Raw genomic sequence first — 22,976 nt, forward strand, 5'->3', positions numbered from 1 at the left:
GTATACAAAAAACCGGGCAACTCACTGTCTTAATGTCGCCCGGCAAATCCTATGATAAATCCGTTACCTTACCAATGCTTCCGTCAGTCCCTTTGCTGCTGCCTGTATGGCAAGAGGACTAGTGGTATTCAAAGAGCCATCCAGATAAACGACTTGCTGGTTCCTGACCGCCGTTAAATTATTCCATACAGCAGACGCTTCCAGGGACGTTACAAGGCCTTTGGCATCGGAGATAAAGTCCTGAAAAATAATATAATCCGGATCCAGCTCAGACAGAGTCTCTAAAGAAATTACGCCCCATTCCTCAGGATATCCATCTGGTATGGAGAGTCCAAAGCCGGAGGTTTTATCATAATAGTAAGGATATCGGGAGGTTCCAAGGGCAAATACTCCACCCTTTCCATCGGAACGAACAAAAACCGCCGTTTTATCGCCTATGCCTGCAAGCTTTTCTCCTGCTTCCGACATGATTTTTTCTGTTTCCCTGATTCGCTGCTCTGCTAAGTTTTCCTTACCTGCAATCTTGGCACAATCACGTATGGAATCCTGCCAGCTTGCTGTATAATCCAGCATAACTACCGGAGCTATTCGTGTCAGCTGGTCATATATTTCATTTACTCCCCCATGTCCGTTAAAGGTAACGATGACATCTGGCTCTGCTGCAAGAATTGCTTCCAAGTTAAGCTGACGTGCACTTCCTAAGTCAATAATATCCGCGGTTCCCTTAAAGGGGCGAAGCGTTTCAAATTCTTCCAGCGCTTTCATGGCTGTTCCTGTATTAGCACCAGCGGAAGCAATTGGGGGCGTATCCAGTGCAAAGAAATACTCCAGATACATGGAATGCAGGATTGCGATTCTCTCCGGCTGCTTCTCTAAAACCACCTCATGCCCTGCCGCGTCTTTAAAACTTCTTGGCCACTGGGAACCAGTGACTGCCGTCTCTTTGGGCGCTTTGGTACAACCACTGATCAGGCAGGAGAAAACTGCAATGGAAAGAAGTATTCTCATCATTTTTTTCATGTCATATCCTCCAGGTACTGAATGATGTGTTCCGTATTCAACTCATACAGTATAGCAATGGAAGAAATTGATTGGAATGGAATAATCCTAAGATGGACATGGATTATTCCTGAATTTCTCACGAAAGCCGCTGGGTGTTATTCCAAACTGCTTTTTAAATAACCTGCTAAAATACAGTGGATCATCGTAACCAACTCCCCGGGCAACGTCACTGATTAAAGCATCACTTGTAATGAGAATTTCCTTTGCACGATTTAAGCGGTACCGGAGAAGATAATCTCCCGGCCCCATTCCGGCATAGCTTCGAAATACATAAAACAAACGGTTTGCAGTCACTCCATTTTGTTCCGCCAGTCCTCCTACCGTCAGCCCCTCCATATAATAATCGTGAATATAGGAACGGACAGATTTAAAAAGCATATGGGAGCTGTCACTTGTCTGGCTCGCAGCACTGATAAACATTTCCTCCAAAATGCAGCGAAACAACACTTCTGACTGAAAGGAAGAAAGGGCCCCGGGTTCTGAAAAAGCTCTGCGAAGACGCCATAAAAGACCGTTCAGCCTGGGGCTATGCCCAACCGTCAGTTCAAAATGGGTATCAGGAAGAAACTCTCCCTCCGGCTTCTTCCCTGTTATGTCATAAAAAACAGATATGTATTCCCACCTTCTATTTCCCAGAACAAGCTTGTCTAACATCATATCCGGCACACCATGAATGATTTTCCGGGAATCTGTGGTATAGAGAGTTCCATCAAAGGCATACTGCGCCCTTCCGCTGATGGGAAATATAAATCCACGAAATGGGGCCGTTTTCTGTCTGCCGGAAGATCCTGGCTCTATTGCATAGTGATAAACCCCTTGTACACATATAGAGGCATTGGAGTAGCTTTTTATAAACTGTTCTAATTCTGCATCCATAGTTCTATCTCTTTTCTTATCTTTTTAAGTTAGTCGTGTCTAACTATCAAATTATACTATTTCTCCTGGTTTCCCGCAAGCAAAGGTGGAAAAATGACGCAGAAATACAATCATTTCCACATTCTTTTCCCCATATTTTCATACTTTATGATATACTGAATTTGAATGTGAACAAAAAGAAAGGTGGTAGTTCTAATATGTTCCGCAAACAGCTTCTCTTTTTTTCTGCTCTCTGTGTTCTAATTTTATCCGGGTGCAATCAAAAGAATTATATCAAAACCGTCTCCCCGGAAGCTTCCAAGGTGGAAAGCCAGGCAAGCACCATTGTAATCAGAGATTATTCAGAAAAACCAGTCACTCATCCAGTCATCACCACATCAATAAAAACGCATAAAGACAAAAATGTCTCCATTCAATATCCTGCAATCTCTAATTTAGAAGATAAGAAAAAAGAAGAAAGCGTCAATCAACTGCTGAAAGACAATGCCCTCAGCTTTCTAAGCATTGCTTCCGTTGATTCCTTAAAGGACACAGTGATTGTTGATGCTGAAATTATTTCTGCTGATCCCAAACGGATTACAGCCGTTTACACCGGTACCTTTTACGCAGAGGGAGCTGCACATCCTATTAATCTCTTTTACACAAATACAATTGATATCAACCAGGTGAAGGATCTTGGTCTGACAGATTTTGCAAATCCCGAGGCTCTGGCAGAGTACGTTCTTTCCGATCAGGTGAAATTCTACAATGCTTCCCCGGAACTTACAGAAGCACTTATGGATGCAAGAACGCAGATGGACCTTTCTTCGTATGTCAAATTATTCCAGGAAGCTGACTTTCCCATTAAGACAAAGCTGCCGGGTGGAACCCCAGCATTCCCGGATTCCTTTAGTTATGAAGACAAGGGAAACATCATTTTCTCCATTCCAGTGCCCCATGCTTTAGGCGATTCTGCCCTGGTTTCTTACACTCCTGTGACAAAATAGGAAAAATAGTTGCCATTTACTCCTTTCTCTGTTAAAATAGGACGGAAAATAAATAGAAATGGAGTCGAAAAATGAGTAATAAAGAAAAACTCACCACGCGAGATTATCTGCTCAGTATCCAGCATCTGTTCGCTATGTTTGGCGCAACCGTACTGGTTCCTTTGCTGACTGGTCTCAACCCATCGCTGGCACTATTTTCTGCAGGCGTTGGTACCTTAATATTCCACTGCTGTACTAAATTTAAGGTTCCTGTGTTTCTTGGTTCTTCCTTCGCATTTCTGGCCGCCGTTAGCTCTATCATCCGCCCGGAAGGAACCGTGATTCCAGAGAACGTACCTTTAGCACAGGGTGGAATTATTTTTGCCGGTTTAGTCTATCTTTTCTTTTCCCTTCTTGTTTTTATCGTAGGTTCGGACAAGATTAAGAGGATATTCCCTCCGGTAGTAACAGGTCCTGTCATTGTAGTAATCGGAATTAACCTTGCAAGCACGGCAATCAATGATGCTACCGGCAACCTAAGCCTTGCCGACGGAATGACTCCAGCCATAGCGTTAAACCTGGGAATTGCCTTATTTACCCTGCTTGTAGTAATCCTATGCTCTATCTTCGCACACGGATTCTTTAAGCTTGTCCCGATTCTTATCGGAATTGCGGCAGGTTATTTGTTGTGCATAATTTTAGGAAGCTTAGGCGTCTTTCACATGGACTATTCCGCCATTACATCTGCAGCCTGGATCAACATTCCTTATGTAACCAAAGATCTAAATGGAGTAGCTTTCATGACAGTTCCAAAATTCAGCCTGGGAGCAATTCTCTCCATCGCACCGATTGCCTGTGTTACGTTTATGGAGCACATCGGTGACATTACTACCAATGGAACAGTCGTAGGAAAAGACTTCTTAAAAGATCCCGGACTCCACCGCACTCTTATGGGTGATGGTGTTGCAACTCTTTTTGCAGGTTTCACAGGCGGTCCAGCTAATACTACTTATGCGGAAAACACTGGAGTGCTTGCAACTACAAAGAACTATAACCCAAGACTTCTTCGTATTACCGCAGTGTTTGCAATCATTTTAGGTCTATTTGGAAAAATGGGCGCAATTCTTCAGACCATACCCGGTCCTGTAAAAGGCGGCGTTGAAATCATGCTCTTTGGTATGATTGCTGCCGTAGGTATCCGTTCTCTTGCCGAATCAGATTTGGATTTTACACATAGCAGAAATTTATCCATTGTTGGACTTATTCTGGTGTTTGGTCTTGGATTTGGCCAGATCGGCGGTCTTAATGCAGAGATCGGTTCTGTTACTTTAAACATTTCAGGCCTTTTCATCGCAGTTGTAGTAGGTGTCATTATGAACCTGATTCTGCCGGAAACCCCTGATACAACAAGAGATTCAAGAAAGGACAAATAACATTATGGATTTTTCAATGGACAATGTAACCGTTTTTACCCACCCCCTGATTCAGCACAAAATTTCTATCTTAAGAGATAAAAGAACAGGCACCAATGAATTCCGTGCTCTTATTGAAGAAATTGCTATGCTGATGGGCTTTGAAGCCTTAAGAGATCTCCCTTTACAGGATGTAGAAGTAGAGACTCCAATCGAAACCTGCATGACTCCAATGATTGCCGGCAAGAAAATGGCAATCGTACCAATTCTCCGCGCAGGACTGGGTATGGTAAATGGTATTTTGGCTCTGGTTCCTTCTGCAAAAGTAGGACACATCGGCTTATACCGGGACGAAGTGACTCACGAGCCTCACGAGTATTACTGTAAGCTTCCAAGCCCAATCGAACAGAGAACCATCGTTGTCACAGATCCTATGGTAGCGACCGGCGGTTCTGCAGTTGAAGCAATCAATTTCATCAAGCAGTACGGCGGCAAACACATTAAATTCATGTGTATCATTGCTGCTCCAGAAGGCTTAAAGAAGCTTCAGGAAGCTCATCCTGATATTCAGATTTATGTAGGACATTTAGACCGTGGATTAAATGAGAATGCCTACATCTGTCCAGGACTTGGCGATGCAGGCGATCGTATTTTCGGAACAAAATAGAGATTTAATAGATAGAAACAGGGGTACAAGACTTCATTCAAGTTTTGTACCCCTGTTTTTATGTTGTAAGATGATTGTATACACGTTCCTTCCGGCCCAATACCAGTAAAGCCCCGGTGATTAAAACCACTCCCATTAAGGCTGGTGATACATGGCCAAGCAATACATAGAGCTGGCCCCCAATGACCGGTCCTGCAATTCTTGCCAGGGATTGTATGGCCTGGCTCCCACCCTGCACTCTCCCCTGTTCGCTTGATTCCACCGACTTAGAAATCATACCATTAAAGGATGGTCCAAAAATGGAATCACCAAATCCAAAGACAAACATACCTAAAATGAAAAAGGGATAGAAGGAAAACAAGGCGGATACTGCAATCAAACAATACCCTAATATCTCAGAACTCATCCCAAGAATTACAATTTGCATATCACTGCACTTTTTTAGAAGCCTTGGCATGATAAAACCTTGGGATATAATATCCTGTATCCCAATAATGGAAAACATGAGTCCTATGATTACTGGCTGCCAATGGAAGGTATCTATGATGAATTGTGAAAAAACCGCCTGTAGTGATCCATTGGGTATCCAAAGTAAAAAAGCAGAGATCAAAAGCCGTTTCAATTTTTTCATAGACAATACATTCATAAGCTGCTTAAGAGGATTTAAGCTTGCAAGAGAAATTATTTCAGATCTGAGACCTTTATGAAGACTTTCAGGCATAAAAAAGATTCCAAATCCAAAGTTCAACAAGGTAATGGCAGCTCCAAAGAACATAGGTACCGAATAACCAAACCTGGCGAGCAATCCTCCTATGGCAGGCCCTATGGCAAAACCAGTTCCAGTGACCGCACTTACCCACCCAAAGTATTTAGTTCTTTGCTCTCTGGGAGTGATGTCTGCAAAATAAGCAAAAATAGTACTTATGCTGCCACCTGTTATTCCTTCAATGATGCGCCCGGCAAATAATACCCATAATGCGCCTCCTATACCAAAAACAATATAACCGGCTGCCGATCCTAAAAGGCAAGCTAACAGCAAGGGCCTGCGCCCATACCTGTCGCTTAAAGCTCCTAAGCCCGGAGCAGCCAGAAAAACACAAGCGGCATAAACGGAAGTTAAAAGCGTGACCATAATTGCCTGTTCTTCGGGGGATTTAACATATGGTGCTACTAAAAACGGAATTACAGGGGTTATAATACTAAACCCTAATCCACAAAGAAATACCATCATAAGGCCAAAGATCAAAGCCTTTCTATCTATCGCTGCTTCATGATTTTCTTCTTTTCGCAATTTAAATGTAAACATAACAATTCTCCTCTCATTGTTTTATTGTTTCCTTGGAAACATATTTATCATAGCCTATTTTTGTTTCCTTGTCAACAATAATCAGAACAATATAAAGAGTCTGCCTTGCCAGATTCCGCCGCTAACGCGCCGTCACTTTATTGACCTCTTCCTCTTAAGCGTCATGTACCTCCTGCAGGTCGTGCTTTTTATTATATAGGGGAGTTCGTAGAACTTTACTATATAATAAAAAAGCGGCCTCACGTTGTCCGTTGGCCGCCTGTTCTATGAATATATGATTAATTTTTATCTGAATAAATATCAGAATCAAGTTTCTTTATTTCTTCATCCAAATGACTGCTGTACCGCTCTATAAAGCGGAGCATGCCGTCAAACTGTTCATCCGTAATTTGCTCAAAAACAGCCTTGTCACGTTCCCTGAATTCTTTGTGAAGGCGCTCATGGATGTCATATAGTTCTTTTCCCTTATTGGTAAGCTTGAAATAGATTTCCTTCTTGTTATCAGGCTTTTGATAACTTTCAATAAAACCTTTTTCCATCAGTTTTTTTGTTATTTTACTCATGGCGCTTCTGGTCATATAGAAGGACTCTGAGAGTTTTGTCACGTTAGAATCTGAATTTCTCCCAATGTATTCAATGCAATGCACTTCGGAAGGCTTATAGTCCTTAAGTACGTCTTCCATCTTAATTTTATTCAGCCAAGACATCTTATTTAACAAATCCCTTAATCCCATAATGACATGTTCTTCTTTATCCATTGCCAGCCCTCCCACTCTCAAGAAACAATTTACACGATAAATAATTCTCTTATTACATACGAAACTATTTTAAAAAGAGGCCATCTCTCACCGAGACAGCCCCTCTCTTGCACGTTGTTCTTTCTCTTATCTGAGATTACAATTCATTACTCTTCTGTTACAGTCTTCTCTACAACTTCACCCTGATTTTTGTAGATAGAGTTTGCATCTACACAGCTTCTTACAGAAGAAAGAGGATAAATGCTGGATTTTGGTCCGATTACAGTTCCTGGATTTAAAACTGCACCGCAGCCTACTTCTGCATAATCACCAAGGATGGCACCAAATTTCTTAAGACCAGTTTCGATATCCCCATCCTCTGCGTGTACAGTAACCAGAGATTTGTCTGATTTCACATTGGAAGCGATGGAAGAAGCACCCATATGAGACTTATATCCTAAAATGGAGTCTCCTACATAGTTAAAGTGAGGAACCTGAACGCCGTCAAAAAGAATGGAGTTCTTTACTTCAGAGGAGTTTCCAACCACAGCAAATTCACCAATGATGGCATTGCCTCTGATAAATGCACAATGACGGATCTGAGCTCCCTTACAGATAATTACGTGCTCACCCATACATGCTGTTGGCGGAAGATTTACAGATTTATGAATCCATACGGCCTTTCCTACATGTACAAACTCATCTTTAGGAAGACGTTCTCCTAAAGAAACAATGAACTCACTGATTTTAGGAAGAACTTCCCAAGGATATGTTGTCTGCTCAAATAATAATTTTGCAACAGTATAGTTTGTATCAAATAGATCTTGGTTTGTCATATCTTCTTTTTTCATGTTTGTAATCTCCTATTTTTCTTTAATATAATTAGCTGCCGCTGCATCAAATACACTGCGAAGATCGTAGTGGTTATTGAGCCTGAGCACCCCAGAGGTGCGTCCGGCAACAAAATTTTCTAATTTCTGCATATATTCTTCGGAGGTAATGGACCCCTCAGAAACATAAGTAAGACCCTTTTCCCAGCTTGCAGTAAGCTCTGGATTCAATAGCTGCTTGATGGAAGCATTCACCACATCATAAATCAGCTCTCCAAGTAGTGTCGGGGTAATAACCTGTGTTTTCGTATTCAGGGAAAGATATTTGATGTTAAACAGCTTTTTCAAAATCTCCGCCCTGGTAGCACTGGTTCCAATGCCGCTTCCCTTGATCTGAGCTCTTAATTCCTCGTCCTCAATCAATTGTCCTGCATTCTCCATAGCAAGAATGATAGAACCGGAGGTATAGCGTTTTGGTGGGGATGTTTCCCCTTCCTTTATGGTAAATTCCTTAACAGAAAGAGCCATTCCCTTTTTTAAGGTGCCAAGCATAGCAATGAATGCCGGGTTATCCATATTCTTTTGAGGTGCATCTGTATTGTTTTCATCTGAATTTTCCTCAGACGATGATTTTCCCCCGTCTTTATCCTCTTGAGCTTTCTTTTTCATGCCTGACACGTCTGCAATTTTTAAATATCCCGCTTCCAGCATGACCTTGAAACTGGAATAGAAATGCTCCTTGTCCACCACCAGCTCCAGCGAATATTTCTGATAAACAGCCGGCGGATAAAAAATGCTTAGAAATCTCCTGGTAATAACTTCGTAGACTTTATAAGTCAAAGGAGAAAGGCCCCTCATTGCTCCCAGGCCCTGCCCGGTAGGTATGATTGCATAATGATCTGTGATCTGCTTGTCATTGACATATCTGGTCTTTTCTATATTACGGTAAGAACCTTTTTCCAAAACCTCAGCTGCTGCATCTTTTAACAGCTCAAAGCCTTTCAGCCCACCGATATTTTTATGGATTTCCTTTGCAACTGCACTGGAAAGCACTCTGGCATCGGTTCTGGGATATGTGACCATCTTCTTTTCGTAAAGCTCCTGCACTACCTTTAAGGTTTCATCAGGACTGATCTTAAACATCTTGGAGCAATCATTCTGAAGCTCTGCAAGGTTATAAAGAAGAGGCGGATTCTTCGTTTCTTTTTTCTTTTCAATAGAAGCAACGGTTCCTTCCAGGGGCGTGAGAGAAGTCAGGATTGAAATCAGCTCTTCTGCATGCTTTCGCTCCTTAAAACCATTCTCCTTATAAAGGTAAGGGGACTCAAAATATTTAGACCCTGGAGCGCTTCTCCACTCACCTTCAAAGTCCAGCTCGTCCTTTAAAAATGTACCGACAACCCGGTAGAAGGGAGTTTTTACAAAGCTTCTGACTTCCCTTTCTTTACGGATTACCATTCCCATGACACAGGTCATGACACGGCCAACCGATATGACTGTATTTTTCCCACTTCGCATATAGTTGGAAATATGCTGTCCATACCTTAGTGTAAGCAATCGGGAAAAATTAATTCCCATGAGATAATCTTCTTTTGCCCGTAAATATGCGGAAGCTGAGAGATTGTCATATTCTGAAGAGTCCTTTGCCTCACGGATTCCTCTTAAAATCTCATCTTCTGTCTGGGAGTCGATCCATACCCTTTTTTGGCATTTGTCTTTGACTCCCGCCATCTGGGCAACCAGGCGGTATATGTATTCTCCCTCTCGTCCGGAGTCAGTACAGATATAAATGACATCTACATCCGAACGGTTCAGCAGGCTGCTTACAATCTTAAATTGTTTTTCAGCGCTGGGAATTACCTCGTATTTAAACTCTTTTGGAAGAAACGGAAGGGTAGATAAGCTCCACCGCTTAAACTTCGGATCATAGCTTTCCGGATAACTCATGGTCACCAGATGGCCTACGCACCAGGTAATAATTGCCTCATCAGACTCAATATAACCATCACTGCGCCTTCCCTTCACTTTCAGAGCATTGGCAAATTCCTGCGCTACACTTGGTTTTTCTGCAATGTATAACGATTTCGACATATAACTCCCTACTGCTCTTTTTTAGTAACCTGACTATTATACCATGTAAGCCTTGGAATAGCAAATATTTGACCGTTTAAAACTTATTATACCATTGAAAAAAAGGAATATCAATGGTACAATGGTTTACAATTTTATTAAAAGGAGTGTTGAACCATGTCAGTACAAAAGGTAAAAGAGTATTTAAAAGACTTTGGCAGAGACTGCCAGGTAAAGGAATTTCCGGTATCCAGTGCCACGGTCTTACTGGCCGCCAAAGCCCTTGATGTATCTCCCGCCCGCATTGCCAAAACCCTGTCCTTTCGTAAAGAAGGTTCAGACAGCTGCATTTTGGTGGTTACTGCGGGAGACACAAAAATTGATAACGCAAAGTTTAAAAAGACATTTGGCTACAAGGCAAAAATGCTGGCAGCTGAGGAGGTTTCCTTACTAACCGGCCATGAAATAGGCGGCGTCTGCCCCTTTGCTAACCCGGAACAGGTATCTACCTACTTAGATACCTCCATGCAAAGATTTGAAACCGTTTTCCCGGCAGCCGGAAGCTCCAATTCTGCCATTGAATTGACCTGTGAAGAGCTTTTCATGCTATCAGGTGCTTTGGAATGGATCGATGTGTGTAAAATAACAGATGCATCCTGATTTATCACACCGATCATGCTTTCTTCTTTCTCTGATATTCTGACAGAATTACAGAAGAGAACAATAAGATACATCCTGCCATGAGTTTAGGGGTTACCTCTTCTCCCAGGAATATGACTGAAAATACCAGGCCAAATACTGCTTCAAAGGACAGTATAATAGAAGTAGTATTTGGGCTTAGGTGCTTCTGTCCCACATTCTGAAGGAGAAAGCAGATCATGGTACTGAATATACCAAGATACAACAAACCAATGAGCATGGATCCATTAATAACGGTAAAATCCTGCGTTCCTTCCATGATCGGTGCCAGAACCCAGCTAAGAATTGCCGCTGCCACCATCTGAATCACGGTCAGCCTAACTGGGTCATGATGATCCGTATACCGGTCAACAAATACGATATGGAACGCAAAAAACAGACCACAGAAAAGTGTCAGTAAATCACCTATATTTATAGAAAGATCGCCTTCCAGTGAAATAAGGGCCAGTCCGAATACAGCGATGACGGCTGCGCCAATATTGTTCACAGAAGGCCTTTTTTTATTAAAGAACCAGTGCAGAAAAGGTACTATAATCACGTATAACGTGGTGATAAATGCATTTTTGCTGGCAGTGGTATACTTCACCCCATACGTCTGAAGCAGATAACTGACAAACAAAAACACGCCCAGAAGGCTGCCACATAGTATTTCTGTTTTATTTACCAGCTTAAGGCGCTTAAAAAATACTGCAACCAGTGCGATAGAAGCAATGGTAAAACGCAGAGCCAGTAAATAGGTGGGAGAAATAATATCGACTGAATTTTTCATCACCACAAACGCACTTCCCCATATTATGGTGGTCACTATAAGACCAAGGGCTGACAGTGCCTTAATTCCTTTTCCGTCCTGTATATTCATATGTATAGCAAAGTCCTTTCACATAAGTACAGGGGCGCAGCACCCTGCGTCCCTGGTTATTTTCTATGTATGATATTATTCTGCGATAGAAAATTTATAAATCGTTACGGTCTGATATTCCTCACCTGCTTTTAATAAAGGAGATGGAAACTCAGGCTTATTGATGGCATCGGGATAATACTGGGTCTCAAAACAGTAACAGCAGCGTTTTTCATAAACAGCCCCCCCTTTTCCTGTCATCCCGTCCTTTAAAAAATTAGCGGTGTAAAACTGCATTCCTGGTAAATCGGTGTATACCTCCATACGGATGCCTGTTTTATCAGATTCTGCTGCTGCACATAAGGAAACTTCCCCCTCTGGATGATTAAGCACCCAGTTGTGGTCAAAGCCGCCGCCAAAGATCAACGCTTCGTAATCCTCATTAATATCCTGCTCAATTGGCTTCATCTGGGTGAAATCCATTGGAGTTCCCTTTACAGGTGTAATCTCGCCGGTTGGAATGGAGCCTTCATCTGCTCTGGTATAAGAATCTGCATCGATCCAGACACGCTGTTTCATTGCATTTTTGCCATCATGACCATCAAGGTTAAAATAGCTGTGGTTGGTAAAGTTAGCTACTGTATCCTGGTCACATACCATATGATAGGAAAGAATCAGGCTGTTATCCTGAGTCAGAGTATATGCTGCTGTAATGGTCGCATTTCCAGGAAATCCCTGATCTCCGTCAGGTGAGAAAAGAGAAAAGCTGATTTTAGTCCCCTCCTCTGCTTCCTCAACTTCAGCCTCCCACAGCCGGGAGTGATAAAGATCAGAACCGCTATGTAGATTGTTGACACCATTATTGGCTTCCAATTGATACTCTTTGCCATTGATTTCAAATGCTGCATTTGCGATCCGGTTGGCATTTCTACCAATGGGTGCTCCAAAATGAGGGGGATTTTCCAGGTACTGGGCTACGGTATCATACCCTAACACCACATCCTTCTTATTCCCTTCCCGGTCCGGCACCAACATACTGACCCACACGGCTCCTAAATCTGTAAATGAAGCTGAAACTCCATTTCCATTTTCCAGTGTATACAAATACACTTCTTTGCCATCCGGCATGTTTCCCCAAAGTTCTTTTTTGTATGCCATTTTGCTTCCTCCATATACCTTTTCCTAAAGCCCCTTATAAAAGGGGCTTCATGGTTTTATTATTTCCCAGCCGATATATATCCCTTGGCTGTTAAAAGCTCTGCACAAAGAACGGCTCCGCCTGCTGCTCCACGGACGGTGTTGTGGGACATTCCCACAAATTTATAATCGTAAACCGTATCTTCACGTAAACGGCCCACGGAAATTCCCATGCCGTTTTCATAATCCACATCAAGTGTAATCTGTGGACGGTTATCTTCTTCCATATATTGAATGAACTGCTTTGGCGCGCTTGGAAGCTTAAGCTCCTGTGGAAGGCCACTGAACTGGCGGATGCGGTCAATCAGTTCTTCTTTGGTTGGCTTTTTACGGAATTTAACAAACACAGCAGCTGTATGTCCATTTAAAACGGGAATACGGATACACTGACATGTAATAGCCGGTTCACTGGCTTTTACGATCTGTCCGTCTACGATCTCACCCCAGAGGCGCAGAGGCTCCTGCTCGCTTTTTTCTTCCTCGCCGCCGATAAATGGAATCACATTACCTACCATCTCCGGCCAATCCTTAAAGTTCTTACCTGCACCGGAAATCGCCTGATAAGTGGTAGCCACTACTTCATAAGGCTCAAACTCTCTCCATGCGGTAAGTACGGGAGCATAGCTTTGAATGGAACAGTTTGGTTTCACTGCAATAAAGCCTTTTTTAGTGCCCAGACGGTTTCTCTGATCCTTGATCACTTCAAAATGCTCTGGATTGATCTCAGGAATTACCATCGGTACATCCGGAGTCCATCTATGGGCACTGTTGTTGGATACAACAGGTACTTCTGCTTTTGCATAAGCTTCTTCAATGGCTTTAATCTCGTCTTTTGACATATCTACTGCGCTGAATACAAAATCAACGCCTGCAGCCACTGCTTCCACTTCGTTCACATTCATGACCGTTAACCTTTTCACAGATTCTGGCATCGGTGATGTCATTTTCCAACGGTCACCTACCGCTTCCTCATATGTTTTTCCGGCAGAGCGTGGACTTGCTGCTACTGTCACTACCTCAAACCAGGGATGATTTTCAAGCAGAGAAATGAATCTCTGTCCTACCATACCGGTTGCTCCCAAGATGCCAACTTGCAATTTCTTTTCCATCGCTTTCTCCTCACTTCTTTCCAAATTGTAATATCCTAATACGCTAAATTCTTAACTATCCTATAACAAAGTGAAAGAAAAATCAATATTTATTCGCGATAAAAATACATTTGTTCGTGTCACAAAGACATTTCTTTAAAATGTATTTCGTGGTAACGTACTAAAGGCGAACTTTGCTGCCTTTTCCATCTCGCTTACCTGCTTTCAGCCGGTTTAAGTGAACCTCTTTTTCTTTGTAACGAATCACTGGATCTTCTCCCAGAAGATAAACAGCTTCCAGTTCCTCTCCCTGAGACAGCTTAATCCCCCGGACACCCCTGGCATTCTTTTTCATCTCAGATATTTCTTCCACACGGAAGCGCAGGAAAATTCCTGCTGATGTCTGGAGCACCACATCCTGCTGTTCATTTAACAGCTGAATGCTGATAACGGAATCGTCGTCCTGAAGCTTTGTTGCAGCCACCATTCGATTATTGGTCTCAAACTCTTCTCCCGGAACCAGCTTAATAAGAGCCTGTTTCGTTGCAAACAGGAATTTGTGCCCTTTTAATCCTTCCGCATGACATAAGTATATGATTTGTTCCCTTGTCCCGTCAAACTTGCTTAGATTCTCAATGGGAGTTCCTTTATCCCTCAGCTTTCCAGCCGGTATATCAAGAACTTTCACCTGATGTAAGTTTCCTGTGTTGGTGAAAATACAGATCTTATCCGTATTGAAACAGTTTACCACATACTGACTCTCGGTTTCAATGGTTTCTTTATTCCTGTCATAGGTATTCTTTTCTAATATTTTGCAATAGCCAAACCGGTCCATAACAAAGGTCACTTCTGAAACAGCGATGGCAGATTCGTCGTAAACCGCTTCCTTGCCGTCCTCAATCACAGTTCTTCTTGGAGTCGCATACTCTTCCTTAATGGCTTTTAAATCATCTTTGATTACTTCATCCATATTTTTTCTGCTGGAAAGAATTTTTTCATATAAAGCAATTTTTTCAAGAGTTTCCTTAAATTCCTTCTCCAACTGAAGAATCTCCAGTCCGATCAGCTTATAAAGACGCATTTCCAAAATAGCACTGGCCTGCTTTTCCGTAAAGCAAAGCTTTTTCGCATCTTCTTCAAATCCACTGACCCGGAATTTAATATTGGACACATCTCCGGTCATAAGGCAGTTTTTTGCATCCTTTAGGTTCTTGGAACCTCTTAAAACTGCAATGATAAGGTCAATGATATCACAGGCCTTAATAAGACCTTCCTTGATTTCTTTTTTCTCCAGCTCCTTGTCTAACAGTGCCTGGTATTTCTTCGTGGCATTTTCATACTGGAAGTCCAGGAAATTCTTTAATATCCCTTTTAAATTCAGAGTTTCCGGTCTGCCGCCAGCTATGGCCAGCATATTAACTCCAAAGGTGTCTTCCAGCTTTGTTTTCTTATATAATATGTTGCGGATTTTCTCTACATCAGCATCCTTACGAAGTTCGAGAACGATACGGATCCCGTCTTTATTGGACTGATTGGAGATATCCACTACATCTGTAAGCTTTTTGCTTTCCACAAGGTCTACGATATCAACCAGGAATTTATTAATTCCCGCACCTATCATGGTATATGGAATTTCAGTAATCAGCAGCTTGTCCTTATCTGCCTTTCTTTTTCCAAGCTCCACTTCAATGCGGCCGCGAAGCTTGATTTTACCTACACCGGTTTCATAAATGGCAGGCAGATCGCTTTTATTTGCAATAATACCCCCAGTCGGAAAATCTGGCCCTGGCATATATTCCATCAGCTCCTGAATGGAAATGTCTGAATTATCAATGTAAGCCATGACAGCATCAATGACTTCTCCCAGGTTGTGCGAAGGGATGCTGGTGCTCATTCCAACGGCAATACCTTCGGCACCGTTAATTAAAAGATTAGGCACTCTTACCGGAAGTACTTCCGGCTCCTTTTCCGTCTCATCATAGTTAGGAACAAAATTAACCGTTTTATCTAAATCCTTTAAATAAACTTCCTCAGCAAATTTCTCAAGTCTGGCTTCCGTATAACGCATCGCCGCTGCGCCATCCCCTTCAATGGAACCAAAGTTTCCATGTCCATTGACCAAAGGCATCCCTTTTTTAAATATCTGGGACATCACTACCAGAGTCTCATAAATGGAGCTGTCACCATGGGGATGGTATTTACCCATGGTATCACCTACGATACGCGCCGATTTTCTGTGTGGCTTATCGTGGTTTAGACGCAACTCGCTCATATCATATAAAACACGCCGTTGTACCGGCTTTAATCCATCTCTTGCATCCGGGATTGCTCTGGCTGTGATTACACTCATGGAGTAATTCATGTAGCTTTTCTGCATTTCCTCGGAATACTCTGTTCTAATTATCTTTTCTGCCATGTTTCCTCTCTTTTCGTCCATCATTTCAGGACATCTAGGTATCCCTGATAGGGACCTCCAACTATTTATGCATCAATCTCCGCTTCATCCGCATGCTCATAAATAAACTGCCGTCTTGGAGCTACTTCGCTTCCCATAAGCATTTCTGTGATTTCAGAAGCCATACGGGCATCCTCAATTTCCACCAGTTTAAGCACACGCCGCTCCGGGTCAAGTGTTGTTTCCCAAAGCTGTTCTGCATCCATTTCTCCAAGACCTTTATAACGCTGGAGTGTAAAATCACCGGAATGGTTCCTGCGGTAACGCTCCAGCTCTTTCTCATCATAGAGATACTGTTCCGCACCACGCTTTGGAATAACTTTAAACAAAGGAGGCATAGCGATATATACATGTCCATCATAAATAAGTTCCGGCATAAACCGGTATAAAAAGGTCAAAAGGAGGGTATCAATATGACTTCCATCCACATCGGCATCGGTCATCAGAATGATTTTATCATAACGCAGCTTTGTAATATCAAAATCATTGCCATAGCCTTCAGAAAAGCCACACCCAAAGGTATTGATCATTGTCTTAATTTCTGCATTGGCTAAAACCTTGTCAATAGAAGCCTTTTCCACATTTAAAATTTTACCTCGGATAGGTAAAATGGCTTGATACTGACGATTACGGGCTGTTTTCGCAGAACCACCCGCAGAATCTCCCTCTACGATGAAGATTTCGCACTTTTCGGCATCTCTGCTCTCACAGTTTGCAAGCTTTCCATTGCTGTCAAAGGAAAACTTGGATTTGGACAGCATGTTGGTCTTTGCCTTTTCCTCGGCTTTTCGTATCTTAGCAGACTTTTCCGCACAGCTTATGACTGCCTTTAAAACTTCCAGGTTACGGTCAAAATAACGTTCCAGCTCATCTCCCGCCACAGTAAATACAGCTTTTGTGGCATCCGCGCTGGCAAGTTTAGTCTTTGTCTGTCCTTCAAAAATGGGGTCTGGATGCTTTACTGCAACCACGGCCGTCAGACCATTTCTCGTATCTGCTCCCGTAAAGTTGGTATCCTTTTCTTTTAAGATTCCAAGCTCTCTCGCATAGCTGTTAATCATCTGGGTAAAACGAGTCTTAAAGCCAGCTAAATGGGTGCCGCCTTCCTGAGTGAAAATATTATTACAAAATCCAAGAATATTCTCCTCAAAGGTATCCACGAACTGAATGGCTGCTTCCACTTCAACTTTATCAACGACCCCTTTAAAATAGATAGGGTCGTGCATCTTTTCTTTCCCTGCATTTAATTCTTTTACATAGGCAACGATTCCTTCCGGTTCATGGTAAATCACCGTTTCCTCTTCGCCCTGTCTTTTATTCATATAAGTAATTCTCAGGTTTGGATTTAAATAGGCTGTTTCATGGAGACGGCTTCTCAGCCAATCTGCCTTAAAACGTATCTTTTCAAAAATCTCCACATCCGGAAGAAAGTTAATCTCAGTACCTGTCTCTTTTGTCTTTCCCAACGTAGGAAGCAGGCCATCCATCAGTTCTACCGTTGGTATGCCCCGCTCATATGCGTCGTAATGAATCAGACCGTTCTTATATATTTTAATTTTCATGTGGGCAGACAGCGCATTGACGACTGAGGAACCTACTCCATGAAGACCGCCGCTGGTTTTATAGGCATCATTATCAAATTTACCGCCTGCATGAAGGGTAGATAGAACCACTCGTTCTGCTGAAACACCTTTTTTGTGCATCTCTACCGGGATTCCTCGGCCTGAATCCTTTACGGTACAGGAACCATCCGATTCCAGCGTCACCCATATCTGATCACAATAACCAGCCAGATGCTCGTCCACCGCGTTATCTACAATCTCGTAAATTAAATGATTTAATCCCTTTGTCCCTACACTTCCAATGTACATTCCAGGACGTTTTCGTACCGCCTCAAGGCCTTCCAATACGGTAATACTATCCGCATTATACTGCGTTTTTGCCATGATACTCCTCCACATTTCGTATAATCAGCTTTCATTATACAATGCTTTTTCCATTTTTGGCAAGTTACTAAGATTCTTTTTCCATTTTTTGTAAAAATGGATTGAATTCCACTAACCGGGTGTGATATAATATTTATTAGTTAAAATCAGTAAGCAGATATAGTTCATCGGTAGAATATCAGCTTCCCAAGCTGAGGAGGCGGGTTCGATTCCCGTTATCTGCTGTTTAAAAACCCTAGTATATGCAAGAGTTCCTTGTAAACACTAGGGTTTTTCATTGTTTGCTTTCATAACACCTACTGATAAATTGTCAATTTTTATATTAATTTATAAAGAAATACAACACGCTATACAACACGTTTTTAGGGTTCATTCGAGGCCGATAAATCGTACTATTTCCATAGCAATTTTGAACTCTCCTGTAACAAAAAACTACCAGTTCAGTATACTGATAGCTGGTAGTTTTATTTTCGTATTTACATTTATCGGGCTAATACTATGATTATTACCGGTTAGATTAATACCCCAATTCCTGATCCACAAAGATAATTTCGCACTTCATACCCAATGGTACACGTTCAATGATCGAAATAATACGACAAATCCGGCTCGGACTGTTACAATCATAACATTTATCTCCCCTAACCGCACATGGCGTCTTTGCTCCTAAACGTTTTGCATTCAAGGGGGCGGCTACATTTTTACACCGGGAATAAGCTTCGCTAATATTAGCTGTAATTTTATTTCTGCCTATAATGTAATAATAGGATTGAGGTCCAAAAGCAGTCATTGCAACACGATTTCCTGTTGCGTCAATGTTTACAATCTCTCCCGTCTCAGTTATTGCGTTTGCACTGGATATATAAACATTTGCACAATTAGCAAGTTTACGCACTTCCATGCCCGGAATCTTATTGTGCCATACAACAGCATTTTTTTGTTGTAGAGCTTCAAACAATCCCATTTCCTTTAAAGTTTCACTTCCACCAAATCCGATCGTTTGATTTTGTAACATATCGGTAAGGTAACAACAGGCATCTTCCTTTGTGGAAAAAACTTGTGTTGTAAATCCATGTCCCTCAAAATTCTTTTTTATCTGCGAATAATCCATAAACTCATCTCCAAATCCTATTTCATTTTTAAATATAATATAACTTTTTATTCAGCTAAATCTATTCATATTTATGAAAAGGATATCATCAAACCTACTAACAATCAATATTAAATTTAAATATACACTAATACGTTAAATTCTATTTTTATATGTAACGTATTTTCTTGTTATTGTATATTCATTATGTGAGAATGATTCGCTTTTGCTGAAAGGAGCTTCCTATGTTTAAAAAAAGGTTCTATATTGATTTGGAAGATTCATTAACATATCCATGCGTAAACGTAATTTGTTCGTACATAGAAGATTATGCACAATCCTCTGGTGAAAAGTTGGAGTTAATTAGTACTCAAATGCCTATTACTTTTCGCTTAGATAGTATGCTTTATATTGCTGAAATTTCTATGCTGCGCGGAGGTTACTCTATTCACTGTAAAGAAAGTTAGTAGTACTTTTAATCAATGGAATATTATAAGCCATTTTGATTGCTTTCAACACGATATGACACACGGCGCCCAATAAATCATATATGAAGACTGCTGCCTTTTACATGCGATGGCCTTTTACCTGGAATGGAATCAATAGATAATAATAATTTTTTATGCAGTATCTTGATATCAGCGCCCTGCAAAACACATATATTATTATAAAATGCGAGAAATGGTGACGAAACAAATGTCAGATTTGTACGACTTAAATGTAACCCCAGTTACAGATGCACTCCCGACTTTCCCCTATGATTTTGGACCCAACCCTTTTGTGATTGATTTAAACAAAGCTGCGCAGCAAAATGGAAATTACCGTTCAACTCTATGGACAGGGTCCCAGTTACAGGCTGTACTTATGGATATTCCAGTCCATGAGCTTATCGGTATGGAGGTACATCCGGATAACGACCAGATGATTCGGATCGAGGATGGAGTAGGACTCATTCAGTTTGGAGCAGATAAATTTTCGTTTTATGATCAATATCTGGCTTTCCCAAACTATGTAATCTTCGTACCTGCGGGAACATGGCATAATATTATTAACATAGGTGATAAGCCACTTAAAATATCATCGATCTATACTCCGCCAAATTATCCATGGAATACCGTTCAGGAGACAAAAATGTCAGAGCCAGTATCAGCTAACAATTAATTATGTTTTACTTATATCAGAAAAGCCGGAAGGATATTAACCTTTCCGGCTTTTCTGGCGCTTGATGGTAAGACTACTTTATTATGCATTGTCTCCTTACCTGATATGAAATCCATTCTCCTCTATTACTGAAATAAGCTCCCATTGCATGTCCTTAATTACAATAAATCGGTCATTGTTTATTTCCTGCAATAATCTCTCTATTCCGCTATCCGTCCCCTGAAGCTCCATTTCCACTCGGCCATCACCCAGGTTCTTTACCAGGCCCGTAATACCAAATCCAGGAGCAAGATACTTCACCTTGTATCGAAAACCTACGCCCTGCACTCTTCCGTCCACGTAAATTCGTTTTCGGATGATATCATCCATGATCTGCACCGCCTATTCTCCTGCATCTGCAGGTACCAGATATACATTTTCCTTTTCATGCAGCATTAATTCAAATGCCTCAACACTCATGGCTTTGGCAAACACGTAGCCCTGAATCACATCGCATCCGGCAGCCTTTAAGAATTCAACTGTTTCTACATATTCTACACCTTCTGCAATGGTCTTAATCTTTAGCTCTTTTGCCATATTTATAATATTTGAAATAACAATACGCTCCCGGCTGATATCGTTGCTCTTTCTAAAGAACATGATATCCAGTTTCAAAACATCAATTTTTAGATTCTTTAACAGATTAAGTGAAGAGTAGCCGGAGCCAAAATCATCAAGAGAGCAGATAAATCCTTTTTCATTCAGTCTTGTCACCAAACGGTTAAACATAGCGTCATCATTAAGAAGAACTGTTTCTGTAAATTCAAGTTCCAAAAGCCCGTCTGGTATTTGATATTTATTCTTGACTTCTCCATAGAAATCTACAAAATCTTCCCTCAGCATTCCTATTTTAGATACATTAACAGCAATACTGACTGGAGGTCTTCCTGATTTTATATAATTGCTAAGCCATTCACATGATTTTTCAAACATATAACGGTCAAGAAGCACGATCTTGCCATCACGCTCCATGAGAGGAATGAACTGTCCCGGTGGTATGGTTCCTTTTCTGGGATTCTCCCACCTTACAAGGACCTCTCCCCCCACAATCTGATTTCCAGTCTGAATTGATATCTTTGGCTGAACAAATATCTTAAATTCCTGGCTTCGAAGGGCAAGGTCTATTTCTGATTCCAGTTCAGATTCAAATAAGACGCGGTTTCTGATTTCCTTGTTATAGAATCCAAATGGATTTCCTGGCAGACCCTTTATGTTTTTTTGTGCAATATTCGCCCGGTCCACAATTTGGTCAATGGAAAGCTGTTCTACATCCGTTTCTTCAATACAATAGACTCCCATACTTATTTCCATGGGAATTTTCTTGTTAAATGGCAGATAGCGGCTTTGAAACACGTCAACCAGCTTCTGGAACCACTCCTCCATGTCTTCTCTTGTTTTATATTTGTAGAGCCCCGCAAAATTATCGGCTGATATCCTGCAATAGAGTGTATCCGGACCACCATAATCACGAAACAGATTGGCCAGGGAAATCAAAACTCTGTCCCCTTCCTCATAGCCCAATATATCATTCATGAATTTGAACTTTTTTATATCACAATACCAGACTGCATACGTTTCTTTTTTCTCTTTACGCAGCCGTTTTTCCATCTCCTGCTTAAAGGAAGCATAATTTCTGGTTCCTGTAATGCTGTCTCGATATGCCAGTTTAGCCAGAGTCTCCTGATTTTTATTAATGGTCAAAAATTGCCGGTACAAATAGCAAAGGAACAGGCCGCAGGATATTAATATCATGATTCCTGCCCCAATGGCCATCTCCAGATATCTGGTGTGTAAATTAGGCTCCGGCAAAACATTAAGAAGATACCAGCCATTGATCCCAAGAGGCGTCATTACCACCATCTGATTCTTATTCTGTGTCTTAATTTGAAAGCAAGTTTCCTCTCTGGTACTTATAGCTTGTGACACCTGAGCTCTTAACTTTGTCTCACCTTCAACCAATTCATAGATGTGCTGTGAACCACCAATCTTTTTTCCGGTATGATCAAATATTACATAAAGGCCCTCAGCCAGTGCCATGGTGCTGGTAATGTTACTAAGTATCTCATTGTAATTATTCGCATATAAGGTTCCAATGGGTTCGTTGTTATGATCTCGCACCGTTACTTTAAAATAATCTTCCAGGCTCTTAGTGGCACTCTTACCAGCCACACCTATGAAACCTATGTCCATGGAGGGATCTTCCCTGTTGATAGTATGGATGATTTGATTGATACGCTCCTCACTGTATATTCCACCAGAGCCAAAACTCACAGCGAGTCCGTTTAGAATCGTAAGCTCCTCTTCCAGCCTGCCCTTCATGATCAACTGATTCTGCTTTGCCGCACTAAAAAAATAGGCAACTTTCTCCTGTTCATTTTTTCCCATCATGTATATCAGGATTGAAAAACAACCAATGATAAATGACAGGCAGAGAAGTACCGGAATAAGCATATTTTTCTGTTTTCTATCCCATTCTTCCATCTTTTGCATGTATGCTGACTCCTCAAATTAAACAACCGTCTCGCAAATCTCTAGTTT

General features: G+C 41.5%; 20 protein-coding genes and 1 tRNA gene. 7 read left to right on the forward strand and 14 right to left on the reverse strand.

Annotation, left to right across the window (positions count from 1 at the left end; all coding sequences use genetic code 11):
- Nucleotides 1-63 precede the first annotated feature (63 nt).
- Entirely contained in the window at nt 64-1,020 is a 957-nt protein-coding gene (locus OW255_RS11650) for an iron-siderophore ABC transporter substrate-binding protein (RefSeq protein ID WP_268114183.1), read from the reverse strand.
- A gap of 87 nt (nt 1,021-1,107) precedes the next feature.
- Nucleotides 1,108-1,938, reverse strand: a complete 831-nt coding sequence (locus tag OW255_RS11655; RefSeq protein ID WP_268114184.1) for a helix-turn-helix domain-containing protein — start codon at nt 1,936-1,938, stop codon at nt 1,108-1,110.
- Between the two features lie 197 nt (nt 1,939-2,135).
- Here OW255_RS11655 and OW255_RS11660 point away from each other — a divergent pair, with 197 nt between their 5' ends.
- The 3 genes from OW255_RS11660 to upp all read left to right on the forward strand — a co-directional run bounded on the left by OW255_RS11660 (nt 2,136) and on the right by upp (nt 4,982).
- Nucleotides 2,136-2,924: a polysaccharide deacetylase family protein gene (locus OW255_RS11660; RefSeq protein WP_268114185.1), complete on the forward strand. Its 789-nt coding sequence runs from the start codon at nt 2,136-2,138 to the stop codon at nt 2,922-2,924.
- A 71-nt stretch (nt 2,925-2,995) separates the two neighbouring features.
- Nucleotides 2,996-4,336, forward strand: coding sequence for a uracil-xanthine permease family protein (locus tag OW255_RS11665; RefSeq protein WP_268114186.1), 1,341 nt, complete (start codon nt 2,996-2,998; stop codon nt 4,334-4,336).
- A 16-nt stretch (nt 4,337-4,352) separates the two neighbouring features.
- Complete coding sequence (gene upp, locus OW255_RS11670) at nt 4,353-4,982, forward strand: uracil phosphoribosyltransferase (RefSeq protein ID WP_024835751.1); 630 nt, start codon at nt 4,353-4,355, stop codon at nt 4,980-4,982.
- A 58-nt stretch (nt 4,983-5,040) separates the two neighbouring features.
- On the opposite strand, the gene OW255_RS11675 is transcribed toward upp, so the two are convergent.
- The 4 genes from OW255_RS11675 to OW255_RS11690 form a co-directional block, all read right to left on the reverse strand.
- Entirely contained in the window at nt 5,041-6,288 is a 1,248-nt protein-coding gene (locus OW255_RS11675) for an MFS transporter (protein WP_268114187.1), read from the reverse strand.
- 278 nt (nt 6,289-6,566) lie between these two features.
- Nucleotides 6,567-7,046 carry a MarR family transcriptional regulator gene (locus OW255_RS11680; protein WP_268114188.1) on the reverse strand — a complete coding sequence of 160 codons (480 nt, stop codon included), beginning with the start codon at nt 7,044-7,046 and terminating at the stop codon, nt 6,567-6,569.
- A 146-nt stretch (nt 7,047-7,192) separates the two neighbouring features.
- Nucleotides 7,193-7,876 (reverse strand): LbetaH domain-containing protein, encoded by a 684-nt coding sequence (locus OW255_RS11685; protein WP_268114189.1) that lies wholly within the window; start codon nt 7,874-7,876, stop codon nt 7,193-7,195.
- Between the two features lie 12 nt (nt 7,877-7,888).
- On the reverse strand, nt 7,889-9,946 hold the full coding sequence (locus tag OW255_RS11690) for a DNA topoisomerase (protein WP_268114190.1): 2,058 nt from the start codon (nt 9,944-9,946) through the stop codon (nt 7,889-7,891).
- A 156-nt stretch (nt 9,947-10,102) separates the two neighbouring features.
- Here OW255_RS11690 and OW255_RS11695 point away from each other — a divergent pair, with 156 nt between their 5' ends.
- Nucleotides 10,103-10,585 (forward strand): YbaK/EbsC family protein, encoded by a 483-nt coding sequence (locus tag OW255_RS11695; protein WP_024835746.1) that lies wholly within the window; start codon nt 10,103-10,105, stop codon nt 10,583-10,585.
- A 13-nt stretch (nt 10,586-10,598) separates the two neighbouring features.
- Here the strand turns inward: OW255_RS11695 and OW255_RS11700 are convergent, their stop codons facing one another.
- From OW255_RS11700 to OW255_RS11720, 5 genes are all read right to left on the reverse strand, one after another.
- Entirely contained in the window at nt 10,599-11,483 is an 885-nt protein-coding gene (locus OW255_RS11700) for a DMT family transporter (RefSeq protein ID WP_024835745.1), read from the reverse strand.
- A gap of 75 nt (nt 11,484-11,558) precedes the next feature.
- Nucleotides 11,559-12,620 (reverse strand): aldose epimerase family protein, encoded by a 1,062-nt coding sequence (locus tag OW255_RS11705; RefSeq protein ID WP_024835744.1) that lies wholly within the window; start codon nt 12,618-12,620, stop codon nt 11,559-11,561.
- A gap of 59 nt (nt 12,621-12,679) precedes the next feature.
- Nucleotides 12,680-13,768 carry an aspartate-semialdehyde dehydrogenase gene (asd, locus tag OW255_RS11710; protein WP_268114191.1) on the reverse strand — a complete coding sequence of 363 codons (1,089 nt, stop codon included), beginning with the start codon at nt 13,766-13,768 and terminating at the stop codon, nt 12,680-12,682.
- Between the two features lie 160 nt (nt 13,769-13,928).
- Entirely contained in the window at nt 13,929-16,163 is a 2,235-nt protein-coding gene (locus OW255_RS11715) for a DNA gyrase/topoisomerase IV subunit A (protein ID WP_268114192.1), read from the reverse strand.
- Nucleotides 16,164-16,228: 65 nt separating this feature from the next.
- Nucleotides 16,229-18,148: a DNA gyrase/topoisomerase IV subunit B gene (locus OW255_RS11720; protein WP_268114193.1), complete on the reverse strand. Its 1,920-nt coding sequence runs from the start codon at nt 18,146-18,148 to the stop codon at nt 16,229-16,231.
- A 153-nt stretch (nt 18,149-18,301) separates the two neighbouring features.
- On the opposite strand from OW255_RS11720, the gene OW255_RS11725 reads away from it, so the two are divergent.
- Nucleotides 18,302-18,372, forward strand: a tRNA-Gly gene (locus tag OW255_RS11725).
- Between the two features lie 293 nt (nt 18,373-18,665).
- Here the strand turns inward: OW255_RS11725 and OW255_RS11730 are convergent.
- Nucleotides 18,666-19,259 carry a lactate utilization protein gene (locus tag OW255_RS11730; RefSeq protein WP_024835740.1) on the reverse strand — a complete coding sequence of 198 codons (594 nt, stop codon included), beginning with the start codon at nt 19,257-19,259 and terminating at the stop codon, nt 18,666-18,668.
- A 224-nt stretch (nt 19,260-19,483) separates the two neighbouring features.
- Between OW255_RS11730 and OW255_RS21080 the strand changes: the two genes are divergently transcribed.
- The gene (locus tag OW255_RS21080) at nt 19,484-19,705 is read left to right on the forward strand and encodes a DUF4318 domain-containing protein (RefSeq protein ID WP_035317586.1); all 222 of its coding nucleotides are present in this window, start codon (nt 19,484-19,486) and stop codon (nt 19,703-19,705) included.
- 229 nt (nt 19,706-19,934) lie between these two features.
- Nucleotides 19,935-20,399, forward strand: a complete 465-nt coding sequence (locus OW255_RS11740) for a cupin domain-containing protein (protein WP_024835739.1) — start codon at nt 19,935-19,937, stop codon at nt 20,397-20,399.
- A 96-nt stretch (nt 20,400-20,495) separates the two neighbouring features.
- Here OW255_RS11740 and OW255_RS11745 read toward each other — a convergent pair whose 3' ends face one another.
- Nucleotides 20,496-20,768, reverse strand: coding sequence for an acylphosphatase (locus OW255_RS11745; RefSeq protein WP_024835738.1), 273 nt, complete (start codon nt 20,766-20,768; stop codon nt 20,496-20,498).
- 12 nt (nt 20,769-20,780) lie between these two features.
- Nucleotides 20,781-22,928, reverse strand: coding sequence for a bifunctional diguanylate cyclase/phosphodiesterase (locus OW255_RS11750; protein ID WP_268114194.1), 2,148 nt, complete (start codon nt 22,926-22,928; stop codon nt 20,781-20,783).
- Between the last annotated feature and the right edge of the window lie 48 nt (nt 22,929-22,976).

Source organism: Lacrimispora xylanolytica (assembly GCF_026723765.1).
GTDB classification, from domain to species: domain Bacteria; phylum Bacillota; class Clostridia; order Lachnospirales; family Lachnospiraceae; genus Lacrimispora; species Lacrimispora xylanolytica.

Coding starts and splice junctions, on each gene's coding strand:
- OW255_RS11650 (WP_268114183.1), bottom strand. CDS start 1,020: ATGAAAAAAATGATGAGAATACTTCTTTCCATTGCAGTTTTCTCCTGC.
- OW255_RS11655 (WP_268114184.1), bottom strand. CDS start 1,938: ATGGATGCAGAATTAGAACAGTTTATAAAAAGCTACTCCAATGCCTCT.
- OW255_RS11660 (WP_268114185.1), top strand. CDS start 2,136: ATGTTCCGCAAACAGCTTCTCTTTTTTTCTGCTCTCTGTGTTCTAATT.
- OW255_RS11665 (WP_268114186.1), top strand. CDS start 2,996: ATGAGTAATAAAGAAAAACTCACCACGCGAGATTATCTGCTCAGTATC.
- upp (WP_024835751.1), top strand. CDS start 4,353: ATGGACAATGTAACCGTTTTTACCCACCCCCTGATTCAGCACAAAATT.
- OW255_RS11675 (WP_268114187.1), bottom strand. CDS start 6,288: ATGTTTACATTTAAATTGCGAAAAGAAGAAAATCATGAAGCAGCGATA.
- OW255_RS11680 (WP_268114188.1), bottom strand. CDS start 7,046: ATGGATAAAGAAGAACATGTCATTATGGGATTAAGGGATTTGTTAAAT.
- OW255_RS11685 (WP_268114189.1), bottom strand. CDS start 7,876: ATGAAAAAAGAAGATATGACAAACCAAGATCTATTTGATACAAACTAT.
- OW255_RS11690 (WP_268114190.1), bottom strand. CDS start 9,946: ATGTCGAAATCGTTATACATTGCAGAAAAACCAAGTGTAGCGCAGGAA.
- OW255_RS11695 (WP_024835746.1), top strand. CDS start 10,103: ATGTCAGTACAAAAGGTAAAAGAGTATTTAAAAGACTTTGGCAGAGAC.
- OW255_RS11700 (WP_024835745.1), bottom strand. CDS start 11,483: ATGAATATACAGGACGGAAAAGGAATTAAGGCACTGTCAGCCCTTGGT.
- OW255_RS11705 (WP_024835744.1), bottom strand. CDS start 12,620: ATGGCATACAAAAAAGAACTTTGGGGAAACATGCCGGATGGCAAAGAA.
- asd (WP_268114191.1), bottom strand. CDS start 13,768: ATGGAAAAGAAATTGCAAGTTGGCATCTTGGGAGCAACCGGTATGGTA.
- OW255_RS11715 (WP_268114192.1), bottom strand. CDS start 16,163: ATGGCAGAAAAGATAATTAGAACAGAGTATTCCGAGGAAATGCAGAAA.
- OW255_RS11720 (WP_268114193.1), bottom strand. CDS start 18,148: ATGGCAAAAACGCAGTATAATGCGGATAGTATTACCGTATTGGAAGGC.
- OW255_RS11730 (WP_024835740.1), bottom strand. CDS start 19,259: ATGGATTATTCGCAGATAAAAAAGAATTTTGAGGGACATGGATTTACA.
- OW255_RS21080 (WP_035317586.1), top strand. CDS start 19,484: ATGTTTAAAAAAAGGTTCTATATTGATTTGGAAGATTCATTAACATAT.
- OW255_RS11740 (WP_024835739.1), top strand. CDS start 19,935: ATGTCAGATTTGTACGACTTAAATGTAACCCCAGTTACAGATGCACTC.
- OW255_RS11745 (WP_024835738.1), bottom strand. CDS start 20,768: ATGGATGATATCATCCGAAAACGAATTTACGTGGACGGAAGAGTGCAG.
- OW255_RS11750 (WP_268114194.1), bottom strand. CDS start 22,928: ATGCAAAAGATGGAAGAATGGGATAGAAAACAGAAAAATATGCTTATT.